Annotated in this window: 12 protein-coding genes; 7 read left to right on the top strand and 5 right to left on the bottom strand. The window is 74.0% G+C overall.

Annotation, left to right across the window (positions count from 1 at the left end):
• Positions 1-25: 25 nt before the first annotated feature.
• Together JAO84_RS14105 and JAO84_RS14100 are read right to left on the bottom strand one after the other, a co-directional pair.
• Complete coding sequence (locus JAO84_RS14105) at positions 26-1,327, bottom strand: SGNH/GDSL hydrolase family protein (RefSeq protein WP_370413181.1); 1,302 nt, start codon at positions 1,325-1,327, stop codon at positions 26-28.
• A 61-nt stretch (positions 1,328-1,388) separates the two neighbouring features.
• On the bottom strand, positions 1,389-1,976 hold the full coding sequence (locus JAO84_RS14100; RefSeq protein ID WP_370413180.1) for a TetR/AcrR family transcriptional regulator: 588 nt from the start codon (positions 1,974-1,976) through the stop codon (positions 1,389-1,391).
• Positions 1,977-2,080: 104 nt separating this feature from the next.
• Between JAO84_RS14100 and JAO84_RS14095 the strand changes: the two genes are divergently transcribed.
• Positions 2,081-2,977, top strand: a complete 897-nt coding sequence (locus tag JAO84_RS14095) for a hypothetical protein (RefSeq protein ID WP_370413179.1) — start codon at positions 2,081-2,083, stop codon at positions 2,975-2,977.
• Between the two features lie 75 nt (positions 2,978-3,052).
• On the top strand, positions 3,053-3,805 hold the full coding sequence (locus JAO84_RS14090; protein ID WP_370413178.1) for an N-acetyltransferase: 753 nt from the start codon (positions 3,053-3,055) through the stop codon (positions 3,803-3,805).
• An 82-nt stretch (positions 3,806-3,887) separates the two neighbouring features.
• Here JAO84_RS14090 and JAO84_RS14085 read toward each other — a convergent pair whose 3' ends face one another.
• Together JAO84_RS14085 and JAO84_RS14080 are read right to left on the bottom strand one after the other, a co-directional pair.
• Positions 3,888-4,682, bottom strand: a complete 795-nt coding sequence (locus JAO84_RS14085; RefSeq protein ID WP_370413177.1) for a hypothetical protein — start codon at positions 4,680-4,682, stop codon at positions 3,888-3,890.
• Positions 4,683-4,775: 93 nt separating this feature from the next.
• The gene (locus JAO84_RS14080) at positions 4,776-5,588 is read right to left on the bottom strand and encodes a DUF4190 domain-containing protein (RefSeq protein WP_370413176.1); all 813 of its coding nucleotides are present in this window, start codon (positions 5,586-5,588) and stop codon (positions 4,776-4,778) included.
• A gap of 202 nt (positions 5,589-5,790) precedes the next feature.
• On the opposite strand from JAO84_RS14080, the gene JAO84_RS14075 reads away from it, so the two are divergent.
• From JAO84_RS14075 to JAO84_RS14065, 3 genes are all read left to right on the top strand, one after another.
• Positions 5,791-7,863 (top strand): N-6 DNA methylase, encoded by a 2,073-nt coding sequence (locus tag JAO84_RS14075; RefSeq protein ID WP_370413175.1) that lies wholly within the window; start codon positions 5,791-5,793, stop codon positions 7,861-7,863.
• A gap of 139 nt (positions 7,864-8,002) precedes the next feature.
• A complete protein-coding gene (locus JAO84_RS14070; protein WP_370413174.1) occupies positions 8,003-8,602 on the top strand; it encodes a hypothetical protein in 600 nt (199 codons plus the stop codon).
• Positions 8,599-10,164 (top strand): protein kinase, encoded by a 1,566-nt coding sequence (locus JAO84_RS14065; protein WP_370413173.1) that lies wholly within the window; start codon positions 8,599-8,601, stop codon positions 10,162-10,164. The genes JAO84_RS14070 and JAO84_RS14065 overlap by 4 nt, the downstream gene beginning before the upstream one ends.
• Before the next feature lie 13 nt (positions 10,165-10,177).
• On the opposite strand, the gene JAO84_RS14060 is transcribed toward JAO84_RS14065, so the two are convergent.
• The gene (locus JAO84_RS14060) at positions 10,178-11,482 is read right to left on the bottom strand and encodes a globin domain-containing protein (RefSeq protein WP_370413172.1); all 1,305 of its coding nucleotides are present in this window, start codon (positions 11,480-11,482) and stop codon (positions 10,178-10,180) included.
• 255 nt (positions 11,483-11,737) lie between these two features.
• Here JAO84_RS14060 and JAO84_RS14055 point away from each other — a divergent pair, with 255 nt between their 5' ends.
• Both JAO84_RS14055 and JAO84_RS14050 read left to right on the top strand, forming a co-directional pair.
• On the top strand, positions 11,738-12,133 hold the full coding sequence (locus JAO84_RS14055; protein ID WP_370413171.1) for a hypothetical protein: 396 nt from the start codon (positions 11,738-11,740) through the stop codon (positions 12,131-12,133).
• A 295-nt stretch (positions 12,134-12,428) separates the two neighbouring features.
• Complete coding sequence (locus JAO84_RS14050) at positions 12,429-13,034, top strand: rRNA adenine N-6-methyltransferase family protein (protein WP_370413170.1); 606 nt, start codon at positions 12,429-12,431, stop codon at positions 13,032-13,034.
• Positions 13,035-13,053: the final 19 nt, after the last annotated feature.

Below are 13,053 nucleotides of genomic sequence, written 5' to 3'. Positions count from 1 at the left end.
CGCCGTACCTCGTACGTCCGTACGGTCAGAGCTCGTCGAGGTCCAGCGCCCCGGCCATCGCGGTGTACCCCGCGTCGCCCGGGTGGAGGTGGTCGCCGGAGTCGTAGGCGGGCAGGATGCGGTCCGGGTCGGCGGGGTCGGCGACCGCGCGGTCGAAGTCGACGACCGCGTCGTAGGCACCGGAGGTGCGGACCCAGTCGTTGAAGGCCTCGCGCTTCGCCTCGTTCTCCGGGGTGAAGTAGAAGGAGCCCTTGATCGGGGTGAGGGTCGCGCCGACGACCTTGATGCCGTGGGCGTGGGCCTGGCGGATCAGGGCGCGGTGGCCCTCGATGAGCCGGTTCACCGAGACGTCGGGGGTCGGCCCGCCGGGGAAGGTGGGGCCGCTGCCGCCGATGTCGTTGATGCCCTCCAGGAGGACCACCGTGCCGACGCCCTGCTCGGTGAGCACGTCCTTCCGGAAGCGCACGACCGCCGCCTCGCCCGCCCAGGTGACGTCGTTGGTGACCTGGTTGCCGCCGATGCCGTGGTTGAGGACGGGGCGCGGGCGGCCGGTGGCGGCGAGGCGCTCGGCGAGCTCGTCGGGGTAGCGGTCGTCGGCGTCGTTCGTGGCGCCGACGCCGTCGGTGATGGAGTCGCCGAAGGTGACGATGCCGTCGCGGCGGTGCGGCCGGGCGGCGGCGGGGCCGCCGGAGACCTCGACGCCGGACAGGTAGTACCAGGAGGTGCTGGTCTCGGTGAAGGCCGCGCCGGACGCGTCGGCGCGGTGGTCGCCCGCCGCGCGGTAGCTGGTGGCGCCCGCGAAGTGGTGGAAGGTGGCGGGGCCGGTCGGCCCGGCGAGGTAGAGGGTGACGGTCACCGACTCCAGGGCCCGGGTCTTGAACGGCACGCCGTCGCTGAGCAGGGTGCCGCCGGCCGGGATCGTCACGGAGCCGCGGCCTCCGCCGAAGGTGAGCGGCCGGACCGAACCGGGCTCCACCGCGCCGCCCTTGGCGGTGCGGGCGACCGTGGCGCCGGTGATCCGCAGCGGGGTGGAGCCGTATCGGTTGGTCAGCTCGATCCGGGCCTTGGTGCCGCCGGCCGTGACCCGTACGACCTGGCGCACGGTCTGGTCGGCGAAGCCCTGAGTGGACCAGTTGGGGCCGAAGGGTGCCGTCGGCGCCTGCGGGGAGGCGGCCCAGACACCGTGCCAGGCGGGCTGTGCGGCAGGCTGCGGTGCGGGCTGCGGGGCCGCGGTGGCGGGCGCGCCGGTGAGGGTGCCGGCGAGGGTGAGGCCGGCGAGCAGGGCGATCCCTGCGCTGCGAAGGGTGGTGCGGTTGCGGTTGGTCATGTCAGGTCCCCCGTTGCTGTCGTGACTGCGTATGACAGGGAGAAGGCATGATCGACTCCGGCTATTCCCCTTCCGAGAGCGGGAGTTGACCGGAACCGAGGAGTCCGCTCAGTGCACGGAACGCCTCACCCGGCTCCCGCCCGCCCAGTGGGTCGTCCAGGTTGTGGGTGAGCAGCAGGGTCGCGAAGCCGTGGGCGAGGGACCAGGCGGCGATGCCGGCGTCCCGGGCGGCGGGAAGGGCGGCGACGCCGGCCCGGAGTTCGGCGGCGGCCCGCTCCTTGGCGGCGAGCAGCTCGGCGTCGTCGGCCCGGTCCCGGTACAGGTCGGGCTGGAACATCACCTGGAAGTGCGCGGGGTGCGCGACGGCGAACCGGACGTACCGCACTCCGCGCTCCCGTAGATCGGGCGCGTCGGCGAGGGCCGCGGCGAGGAGCTCGTATCCCTGGGCGGCGATCGCGGTGAGCAGCCCGGTGCGGTCCTTGAAGTGGTGCGCGGGGGCGGCGTGCGAGACGCCGGCGCGGCGCGCGAGGTCGCGCAGGCTGAGCGCGCCGGGGCCGTCGGTGGCGATGACGTCGAGGGCGGCGGCGAGGACGGCCTGGCGCAGGTCGCCGTGGTGGTAGCCGCGGCGGAGGCTCCCGGTGGTGGTCATGACAGCAGCGTACGCCGGATCTAGTCATTGACAAGTTGGGGGGAGTCAGAGCAATCTAGTCACTGACAAGATATTCAGGTTGTCGAGGAGAGCGAGGCGGAGTCATGACCGTGGAGACCCGGAACCTGACCGAGACGGTGGAACCGAGCCGCGTCCGGCAGATGTGGCACCTGCTCGAACCGCTGCACGCGGTGCTCTATTACGCCCCCGAGGCCTTCGAGGAGGCCGCCGCGCTCGGGTACGACGTGAACGAGCGCTGGCCCAGCTACTTCGCCTGGCGCGCGGCGCCGCTCGGACCGGTCGGGGCCGGGCCGGTCGCCTCCGCCTTCTACTCCTTCAGCCGGGAGACGGTCGGGCGGTACGTGCCCGGGGTCTGGGCCACCGCCGCGCCCGAGGCGGTGCTCGCCGCCCGCCTGCGCGCGGTGGACCGCACCTACCGCGCGCTGCTCGGGGACGAGGCGGTCGAAGGCCCCGAACTCGCCGAGGCCGCCGCCCTCGCCCGCCGGGCCGCCGAGGCCGCCGGTACGGCCGGGCGCCCGCTCGCCGCCGCCAACGCCGCGCTGCCCTGGCCCGAGGCCCCGCACCTCGTCCTCTGGCAGGCCGCCACGATCCTGCGCGAGCACCGCGGCGACGGGCACCTCGCGGCGCTGCTCGCCGCCGGCCTCGACCCGGCCGAGTCCCTGGTCTCCTTCGCCGCCGTCGGCGCCGCCGCCGAGACCACCTTCGCGAGCCGCGGCTGGCCCCCGGCCGAATGGACCGCCGCCCGCGACCGCCTCGCCGCCCGCGGCCTGCTCCACCCGAACGGCACCGCCACCGACGCGGGCCGCGCCCTCCGCACCGAGGTCGAACACCGCACCGACCTCCTCGCCACCACCCCCTGGTCCACCCTCGGCCCCGCCCCGACCGCCCGCCTCGCGGAACTCCTCGGCGCCCCGTGGCTCGCGATCATCGGCTCCGGCCTCCTGCCGTCCGAGAACACGCTCGGCATCGGAAAGGTGTGATCCCGAAGGGCGACTTGGGATCCTCGGGGAAAAATCGTTACGCCCGCTCCTGGAGGCGCAGTTAGCCTCGCCCGCATGGACGTGCACATCACTACGCTCGCCGAGCGCCCCGCCCTTGCCGGGAAGCTGTGGCAGATGAAGGACCTCTGGCCGGAGTTCATGATGTACGACCCGGTGGGGTGGAGCCACATCGGGCGGATCGTGGCCGAGTTCCCGGAGTACGTGCTCGTCGCGACCGACGGGCCGGACGGTGAGGACGTGGTGGCGCGCGGGTTCAGCGTGCCGTTCCAGCTGGGGGCCGAGGGGCGCGGGGAGCTGCCGGACACCGGGTGGGACCAGGTGTTGCTGTGGGCGTTCTCCGATCTGCGGCACGGGCGGACGCCGGACACGGTGAGCGCGATCGAGATCACCGTCGACACCAGCGCGCTCGGCAACGGGGTCTCGCACCGGATGCTCGCGGCCATGCGTGACAACGCCCGTCGCCTCGGGCACACCCAGCTCGTCGCCCCGCTGCGCCCGAACGGCAAGCACCTGGAGGCCGAGGGCTCCATCCACGAGTACGCGCGGCGCACCCGCGAGTCCGACGGGCTGCCGCACGACCCGTGGCTGCGCGTGCATGTGCGCGCGGGCGGCGCCGTCGTGAAGGTGGCGCCGGCGTCGATGACCATCGGCGGGTCCGTGGCGCAGTGGCGGTCCTGGACCGGGCTGCCCTTCGACACCGACGGACCGGTCGAGGTGCCCGGCGCCCTGGTGCCGGTGCACTGCGACACCGCCCGCGGTTACGCGGTCTACGTCGAGCCGAACATCTGGGTCCGGCACCAGCTCTGAGAGCGACACACACGAAAAGGCGTGACGGCCGCCCCCCTCCGGAGGCCGTCACGCCTTTCGCTTTCCGCCGGCCGACGCTCGGTCAGCCGAGGTCCTTCTCGTCCAGCACGTCCTTCTTCGCCGGCGCCGTCGCCGTGACCGGCTTGTCGTAGCCGGACAGGGCGATCGTGCCCGGCTCCTTCCCGCCGGTCGTGACGATCTTCAGCAGGTACGGCTTGCCCTCCGTGGCCACGTAGAACGTGTCCTTCTCGCCGCCCTTGTACGTCTGCGTCAGTGTCAGCGCCTTCTTGCCGCCGACCATCGTCTCCTCGCCCTGCACCGTGCCGGCGGTGGACTGCTCGAAGTCGGCGAGCAGCGCCTTCAGGTCGCACAGCTCGACCATGTCCTTGGCGTCCGGGTCCTTGGCGTCGGTCTTCAGCCAGCGGCCCTTCATCTGCTTGAGCACGGCCGCCTGCACCTCGGGCGACTCGCCCTTGGACTGCTCCTTGAGGAACGCCTCGTCGTAGCGGAGGTAGACCGCCTTGTCGTCGGGGCGGATCAGCTCGGCGGTGCCGGTCGTGTCGATCGTCATCGTCCCCGCGCACCTGCCCTGCAGGTCGGTCGAGACGAAGGCCTTGATCGGACCGTCGGTGGTCTTGAGGTCGAGGTCCATGCTCAGGGACTTCGCGGTCTTCGTCGTCGCGATCGCCTTGTCGACGATCTGCGGGCCGGTGAGTTCCCCGAACGGCCCGGAGGCCTTGGGCTCGGCGTCCCCGAAGGGCCCGCAGGCGGTCGCGCCGAGCGCGACGGCGGCGCAGAGGGTGGCGGCGAGGGCGGCCCGGCGGCGGATCCGGTGGCTGGCGCGGGCGCGGGCGGGGGCGGGGACGGTGGCAGACATGGTGAATCTCCGAGGGGGATCGGGGTGGTGCGGGGGTACGGGGTGGTGCGGGGGTTACGGGGGAGTGCTGGGCTTACGGGGCGGGGCGGCGGGTCAGCCGATCTTCAGGTCCCACTGCGCGGCGTCGTGCGCCAGACCCATGCCGGGCTCGATCTCGACGGTCAGCACCTTGGCGGCGGCGGGCGCGTCGAAGGCGAAGGTCTTGGTGACCTTCTTGCCGGGCAGGACCGAGCCGTCGAAGGCGACGTCGAGCTTCTCGCCGAGGATCATCTCCGCGTCCGCGCCGTCCTTGCCCGCGCGGGCGTTGGGCAGGGTGCCCGCGGTGTCGAAGGCCTTCTTGCCCTTGTTCTCGATGGTGACGGTGACCTTGTACGCCTTGTTGCCCTCGGTGTGGCCGACGGCGAACTCGTCCGGGGTGAACGCCTTGGGCGCGGAGACCGTGACCTCCAGGCCGTCCTCGTACGCGGCGGTCTCGTCGGCCGCGAGCGGCTTGTCCTTCTTGCTCTCGCCCGTGCCGCCCTTGCCCTTGGCGCTGCCGCCCGGCTTCGCGGGCGCGCTGCTGGCGGCGTCGTCGATCGCCTTGTTGATCTCGTCCGCCGCCTCGCTGACCGCGGTGACGGTGATGACCACGCCGACCACCGAGAGGACCAGGGACGCGAGGCCCAGGATCGTGCCGGTCACGGCGACGCCCTTGTTGTTCGCCTCGCCGCGCTTGACCCGGCCCTTGCCGACCAGGCCCAGGATCAGCGCGATGACGCCGAGGATGCCGGCCAGCCAGAAGAGCAGCGGGATGAAGCCGGACAGGGTGCCGATGATGCCGAGGATCAGGGCCGCGGTGCCGAGCCCGTTCCGCATGACCGCCGGGGCCGGGGTCTGCGGGTGCGGGAGCTGCGTGTCGTACGACATGAGTGTGTCCTCCCGGACAGTGAGTTTGTCTGGCGCGATGGATCAATGACAGCAGAGCCTGTGAACCGAGTCAACACGGTTCACGAAAAACAGGTCCGCTCACGCTGTGAAGGGGCGCCTCTTGCGTTCGTCGGTAGGATCGGCGTCACACGCCAGGCGGGACTGAAGCGGGCTGACGAAGCGGACTGAAGAGGAGTGGCCGGTGCCGGACAACGCAGCAGAGGTGACCGCCGCGGGGATCGCCCGCCTCGCGGGCGTCGGCCGGGCGGCCGTGAGCAACTGGCGCCGCCGCCACGCCGACTTCCCCCGGCCGGTCGGCGGCACGGAGACCAGCCCGTCCTTCGCCCTCGCCGACGTCGAGGACTGGCTGCGCGCCCAGGGCAAACTCGCCGAGGTCCCGCTCGGCGAGCGGGTCTGGCAGCAGATCGCCGCCCACCCCGCCGGCGCCGTCACCGCCCTCGTGCACGCGGGCTGCGCCCTGCTCCTGGTCCGCGACCGGGCCGCCGCCTGGCCCACCCTCGCCGCGGCGCCCGACACCCGCCTCGCCGAACTCCTCCCCGTACCCCTGGAGGAGACGCTGACCGAGCGGTTCGGCGTCGAGCGGGCCGTCCGCACCCCCACCGCGCGGGCCCTCGCCCCCTCCGTCCCGCTCGTCCGCGGCGCGGCCGAACTGGCCGCCGAGAGCAGCCCCGGCGAGGCCTTCGAGTTCCTGCTCGGCCGCCACCTGGACGCCAACCCCCGGCAGTACACGCTCACCCCGCCCGGCCCGGCCGCCCTCATGGCCGCGCTCGCCGGACCCGCGGCCACTGTCCTCGACCCCGCCTGCGGCACCGGTGCCCTCCTCCGCGCCGCCACGGCCACCGCCACGGTCGTCCACGGCCAGGACGCCGACGGCGACCTCGCCGCGCTCACCGCGCTGCGCCTCGCGCTCACCACCGACCGGACCACCGACGTCCGCGTGCTCCCCGGCGACACCCTGCGCGCCGACGCCTTCCCCGCCCTCACCGCCGACGCCGTGCTGTGCCACCCGCCGTTCAACGAGCGCAACTGGGGCCACGACGAACTCGCCTACGACCCGCGCTGGGAGTACGGCTTCCCGGCCCGCACCGAGTCCGAACTGGCCTGGGTCCAGCACGCCCTGGCCCGGCTGCGCCCCGGCGGCACCGCCGTCCTGCTCATGCCGCCCGCCGCCGCGTCCCGCCGCTCCGGCCGCCGCATCCGCGCCGACCTGCTGCGCCGCGGCGCGCTGCGGGCCGTCGTCGCCCTGCCGGCCGGCGCGGCACCCCCGTACGGCATCCCGCTGCACCTCTGGGTGCTGCGCAGGCCCGTCCCCGGCGAACGCCCGCCCGCCGAACTGCTCCTCGTCGACACGGCGACCGAGACCAGCGCCCCCGGCCGCGACCGGCTCGACTGGCCCGCCGTCGAGACCGCCGTCCTCGACGCCTGGCGCCCCTTCCTCCAGGACGGCACCCTCGCCGAGACCCCCGGCGAGAGCCGCTCGGTCCCCGTCATCGAACTCCTCGACGACGACGTCGACCTGGCGCCCGCCCGCCATCTGCCGCCGCCCGCCGCCGCCGAGGGCGCGGCGCAGCTGGCCGGCGTGCGCGAACGGCTGACGGAGACCCTGCGCCGCACCCGCGAGCTGACCCCGCCGCCCGCCACCGACCCGACGGCCGGCCCCGGTCTCCCCGGCGTGCACCGGACCGCGACGACCGTCGGCGAACTCGCCCGCGCGGGCGCCCTCACCCTCCACGCCGGAGGCGCCGGTTCGGCCGCCGCCGGCGCCCCCGTACGGGTCCTCACCGACACCGACGTCCTCGCCGCCCAGGCCCCCTCCGGCAGCCTCCCCGAGGCCCCGCCCGGCGGGCCCGCCGAGGAGCCGGTGCTGCTCGCCGCCGGGGACGTCGTCGTCCCGGTGCTCGGCGGCGGCGCGGTCGCCCGCGTCGTCGACCCGGCCACGGCCGGCGCCGCCCTCGGCCGCAACGTGCACCTGCTGCGCCCCGACCCGGCCGCCGTCGACCCCTGGTTCCTGGCCGGCTTCCTTCGCGTCACCGCCAACAAGCGACAGGCCAGCTCGTACGCCTCGACCGCCACCCGGCTCGACGTACGGCGCCTCCAGCTGCCCCGGCTCCCGCTCGCCGAACAGCGGCGCTACGGCGCCCGTTTCCAGGCGCTCGCCGAGTTCGAGGAGGCGCTGCGGCTCGCCGGACGGCTCGGCGAACAGCTGGTGCAGGGCATGTACGACGGGCTCGCGGACGGCACGGTGACGCCCTGACCAACGGCCTGGACAACGGCCCGCGCAACGGCCCGAACACGGTTATGCACAACCCCTGGGTGGCTGTCGGAGTCGGTGTATACGCTCATCTCCGACAGTCGGGCTTTTCAGGTGACCAGGGGCAGGAGCAGAAGCAGGAATGTACGGCCAGGGCTATCCGCCGCCCGCCACACCGCCGCAGCGGCAGGGTGTGCCGGCGTCGGTCATCGTGCTGCGGGTGCTGTTCGCCATGCTGCCGCTGCTCAGCATCGGGTTTCTGACGTGGGCGACGGCGCTGCGCATCGCCCTGCTGACCCGCCGGGTCGTCGACTGGATCCTGTTCGTCGCCTCGATCGTGCTGATCATCGTCTGCATGGTGCTGATGCCGGACGACGTCGAGACGACCCGGGCCGACGTCGTCATGGCGACGATCCTGCTCAGCGCGGCGGCGTTCACCGGGTACTACCTGGCGGTGGACATCCGACACGACCGGATACGTCTGCACGGCCCGGTCCCGCCGACCGCGCCGTACAACCCGTACGCGGCCACCGTGCCGCCGCACCGGCACCAGGTCCCGCAGCAGCCCCAGCAGGGTTACGGCTTCCCGCCCGTCCAGCCGCAACCGCAGCCCCAGCCTCAGCCCCAGTCCCAGTCCCAGATCACCCCGCCCAGCCCCCGCATCGACCAGGTCCGCGCCGAGCTCGACGAGCTCAGCGACCTGCTCCGCAAGGACAAGGACCCCCGGGACGGCGGTAGGTGAACGGCCGGGTCGTCGGCGGGCGTTACGAGCTGGCCACCCTGATCGGCCAGGGCGGCATGGGCCAGGTGTGGACGGCGTACGACGGCCGGCTCGACCGCCGGGTGGCCGTGAAGCTGCTCAACCCGGCCGCCATCAGCGGTCCGGCGACCGCCGCCGACGAGCTGCGCCGCCGCTTCGTGCGCGAGTGCCGGGTGACCGCGCAGGTCGACCACCCGGGCCTGGTGACCGTCCACGACGCCGGCAGCGACGGCGACGAGCTGTATCTCGTCATGCAGTACGTGGAGGGCGCCGACCTCGCCGACCACCTCGCCGAGCACGACCCGTACCCCTGGCCGTGGGCGGTGTCCGTCGCCGCCCAGCTGTGCGCGGTGCTCGCCGCGGTGCACGCCGTGCCGATCGTGCACCGCGACCTCAAGCCGCGGAACGTGATGGTCCGCCCCGACGGCACGGTCACCGTGCTCGACCTGGGCGTGGCGTCCGTCCTCGACAGCGACACCACCCGCCTCACCCACACCGGCTCGCCCATCGGCACCCCCGCCTACATGGCGCCCGAGCAGGCGATGGGCGGCGCCGTCGGCCCGTACACCGATCTGTACGCGCTCGGCGTGCTGCTCCACGAACTCCTCAGCGGCAACGTGCCGTTCGCCGGCTCCACCGCGCTCGGCGTGCTGCACCGCCACCTCCACGAGTCGCCGCTGCCGGTCCGCCGGCTGCGGCCCGAGGTGCCGGACGCCCTGGAGGCGCTGGTGCTGCGGCTGCTCGCCAAGGACCCGCAGGACCGCCCCTCCGGCGCCCAGGAGGTCTACGAGCGGCTGCTGCCGCTGCTGCCCGCGCCCGGTGTGGCCGCCGCCGCGGGTCCGGGCGCCGGGCCGCTCGACCCGACCCGCCCGTTCCGCCGCCCGCACGCCCCCTGGCCCGACCGGGCGACCGCCCCGGCCGCGGTGCCCGCCCCGCCGCCGGTGCCCCCGGCGCCCGGCAAGCCCGATGTGGCCGCCGCCGTCGACGAGGTGAAGCGGCTCCTCGGCGAGGGCTCCATCACCCAGGCCGTGGACGTCCTCGGCGGCATCCTCCCGGCCGCCGCCGCCGAGCACGGCGAGCGCTCGCCGGTCGTCCGCATCCTGCGCAAGCAGTACGCGACGACGCTGATGGACGACGGCCAGTACCGCCGCGCCCTGCCCGAGCTGCGCCGCCTCGCCGAGGACCGGTCCGCCGAGGCCGGCCCGTACGACCCGCAGACCCTGCGCTTCCGCTACGACGCGGCGCTGTGCCTGGAGCAGCTGGGCGACCCGGCGGCCGCGCTCGCCGAGTTCCGGGCGCTCCTGCCGTACCACGACCAGGGCGGCGCCGCGGACCCCGAACTGCGGCAGCGCGCCTTCGACATCCGCCACCGCATCGGCCTGCTGATGCTCGCCACCGGCGAGCAGGCGGGCGCCGTCTCCCACCTGGCGACCCTGCTGTACGACGTGGAGCGCGAGCAGGGGCCGTACCACCCGCTCGCCGCGGACCTGCGCCGGGTGCTGGATCGCCAGCGGCAGATGGATCCGCGGCTTCCCCGGGCCTGACCTCGGGCTGACCCTAGGGCTGGAGCGCGGGTACGGCCGGGGAGGACACCGGCATCGGGTCGTGGCGCAGGCGCTCCGGCGGCAGGCCCGCCTCGGTGAGGTGCCAGGCCGTGGCGGCGACGAGGCCGGTGGGGCCGCTGACGTAGACGAGCTGCCGGGACCCGGACCAGTCCGTGGGGGACGTACGGGAGCCGAGGACGGCGTCCATGAGGGCGCCACGGCCGTCGGGGCCGCTCGGACCGCCGTCGACCACACGGGTGACGCCGAGCCACGGGCAGCGGGCCTCCAGACGCTCCAGGGCGGCCTCGTCGTAGAACCCGCCGGCGTCCCGGGCGCCGAGGAAGAGACGGGCCGTCAGACCGGCCGGGCGGCGCCGGGACAGCTCGTCGAGGAGCGCCTTGGCGTGCGCCCAGCCGGTGCCGCCCGCGACGATCAGGACGTCGTCGGTCAGCTCCTCGTCGAGCGTGGCGGTGCCCTGCGGCGGGCCGAGCCGCAGCACGTCCCCGACCCCGGTGTGCGCGACGAGCGCGTCGCTGACCCCGCCGGGCGCCGTGCGCCGTACATGGAACTCCAGCTCGTCGCCGGGCACACCGGCCGGGGTGTACGGCCGCCAGGTGTGCGGCAGCAGCGGCGTCTCCACGCGCGCGTGCTGCCCGGCGCGGTACGGATACGGCTCGGCCGGCCGCACCCGCAGCAGCGCCAGGTCGGGGCCGACGCGCTCGTGCGCGGTGACGGTGGCGTTCCAGGCCACGGGTTCGCCCAGGGCCTCGTTCGCGCCCGCCACCATGGCGGCGGAGACATGCCGGTGCATCCGCACCCACGCCGCCTCGGCCGCCCCGCTCCACGCGCCGCCCGCGCACAGCCGCAGCCCCTCGACGAGGGACGACTCGAACACCTCGTAGTGCACCGGCAGCACGCCGAGCCGGCGGTGCTCGCGCCCCAGGCGGGCGAAGTCGGCGGCCAGTTCGGCGGGCCGGTCGAGGTGGTCGATCATGTGCCAGAAGGCCCGCTCCAGGTGCGAGCGCTGGAACTCCATGGAGTCGGGGAAGAGGCGCCTCAGATACGGGTGGCGGCCGAACATCGACTCGTAGAGCCGGTCGATCAGCTCCCCGAAGGGGGTGACGGCCGCCAGGTGCCGCAGGACGAGCGCCTGGTCGGCGGCGCCGGCGGCGTCGTCGTACGCACCCGGGACCGGGACCGGCCCCGACCCCGGTGCCGTAGTTCTCGCACCGCTCGCGGGCGAGAGCAGCCGGTTGCGCAGCCGCATCGCCTCGTGCCGCGCGACCAGGGCGTGGTAATCGTCCTGATGCCCGCTCATCCCCACGGTCCGAGCCTCCTGAATGCGTTCCGGTGGACAGTTCTCCGTCGTGATCCGATCACGGGGGAGGGGGCCGGCGGGGAGGGCCGTTCGGCCCTGGCTGGGAGGATTTTCGGCGGTTTCCTGACGGGTCGGCAGAGTCACGAGTCCGTACCGGATTGGGAAACGAAGCAGAACCGTCCGATTTACCTATTTTGCACTGTGTAACGTGCGCGTTCGATCATGTCCACGCCGTTCCCCCGTCAAGGATCCGAGATGACCACGCCTCAGCCGTCCGACCCGTTCGCCGCTGCCCAGGGTGCCCCGGTGCCCCAGCCCGAGCAGAAGAAGGGCGGCATGCTGAAGAAGATCGGTGGCTTCGTCGTCCTCGTGATCGTCGCCGTCGCCGTCAAGGTCGGCCTCCCGCACCTGACCGGTGACGCCCCGGTCCACGCCGAGGTCAACGACTGCGTGACCGTGACCGGCCCGGAGAACGACCCGAAGGTCGACACCCAGGACTGCTCCTCGGGCAAGGCCGACCTCTACAAGGTCCTCAAGGTTGTGGACAACACCTTCGACGTGAACAAGTGCGACGTCGGCGAGGTCGCGCTCGCGCAGCAGCTGAACTCGGACAAGTTCGTGCTCTGCCTCGACCCGGTCAAGAAGGCCTGACGCCCGTCCGTCACGCCACTCACGTAAGGGGCCGTCCCTAGGGGGCCGGCCCCTTACGCATGCGCCGAGTAAATGGTTTGCGGGGGCCGGTGGCCCCTTCCTAGGTTGGGCCGCATGTCAGCCTTCAGCACCGCCGCCATCGGCGGCTTCGGCGCCGTCTTCATCCGCCTGCGCAGCGACCGGCCCCAGGCCCGCTAGCGGACGGACGCACACCCTTCACACGTCCGCGGGCGTGCCCAGGGCCCTTCGAGACCTCTTCCTCATTCCTCTCGAAGACCCCGAAAGGGCAGCCGCAATGGCGAACAACTTCAACTCCCGCAAGCACGGTTACGGGAACTTCTCGCACAACACCCGGGGCAGGGCCGTCCCGGGCGCCCAGCGCAGCCCGCGCGACCGCGCCCACCAGGCCGTGTCCCCGTACGTGCTCGTCGACCCGGCCACGATCGGCCGACTCGTGGCGACCGCCGCCCCGGCGGCCCACGGCCACGTCCTCGTGCCCGCCGCCGGCGACGCCGCGCTCCTTCGCGCCCTGGCCGCCCACGGCGCCCGGGTCACCGCGTACGAGCCCGACCCGGCCGCCGCCGGAAGGCTCTCGGCGCGCACCCGCGACGTGCCCGGCATCAGCGTGCTCCGCGCCGACTTCACGAAGGCGAGGGCTCCACGCGAGCCCTTCGCCGTGGTCGCCGCGGCCCCCACCACGGCCCCCGCGATCCTCGCCTGGTGCCTGCGCGCCCCAGCCCTGACCTCGGCGACCCTCCTCGTCCCCCAGGAGTACGCCGACATCGCAGCCGACCAGGCCGCCCCGGCCTTCACCCGAACCCTCACCGACCCCGTCCCCGCCGAGGCCTTCCACCCCACCACCCCGACGCCCTGCGCGATCCTCCACCTCCGCCGCAGCTGACGCCTCACGGCCGGGCGCC

Source organism: Streptomyces fradiae (genome assembly GCF_041270065.1).
GTDB lineage: Bacteria > Actinomycetota > Actinomycetes > Streptomycetales > Streptomycetaceae > Streptomyces.
This window is presented reverse-complemented; position numbering and strand designations above follow the sequence as displayed.

Excerpts from the sequence above, each read along its gene's own strand:
- JAO84_RS14080 (WP_370413176.1), bottom strand. The coding sequence starts at position 5,588 with ATGTCGTACGACACGCAGCTCCCGCACCCGCAGACCCCGGCCCCGGCG.
- JAO84_RS14100 (WP_370413180.1), bottom strand. The coding sequence starts at position 1,976 with ATGACCACCACCGGGAGCCTCCGCCGCGGCTACCACCACGGCGACCTG.
- JAO84_RS14090 (WP_370413178.1), top strand. The coding sequence starts at position 3,053 with ATGGACGTGCACATCACTACGCTCGCCGAGCGCCCCGCCCTTGCCGGG.
- JAO84_RS14060 (WP_370413172.1), bottom strand. The coding sequence starts at position 11,482 with ATGAGCGGGCATCAGGACGATTACCACGCCCTGGTCGCGCGGCACGAG.
- JAO84_RS14105 (WP_370413181.1), bottom strand. The coding sequence starts at position 1,327 with ATGACCAACCGCAACCGCACCACCCTTCGCAGCGCAGGGATCGCCCTG.
- JAO84_RS14070 (WP_370413174.1), top strand. The coding sequence starts at position 8,003 with ATGTACGGCCAGGGCTATCCGCCGCCCGCCACACCGCCGCAGCGGCAG.
- JAO84_RS14085 (WP_370413177.1), bottom strand. The coding sequence starts at position 4,682 with ATGTCTGCCACCGTCCCCGCCCCCGCCCGCGCCCGCGCCAGCCACCGG.
- JAO84_RS14095 (WP_370413179.1), top strand. The coding sequence starts at position 2,081 with ATGACCGTGGAGACCCGGAACCTGACCGAGACGGTGGAACCGAGCCGC.
- JAO84_RS14055 (WP_370413171.1), top strand. The coding sequence starts at position 11,738 with ATGACCACGCCTCAGCCGTCCGACCCGTTCGCCGCTGCCCAGGGTGCC.
- JAO84_RS14050 (WP_370413170.1), top strand. The coding sequence starts at position 12,429 with ATGGCGAACAACTTCAACTCCCGCAAGCACGGTTACGGGAACTTCTCG.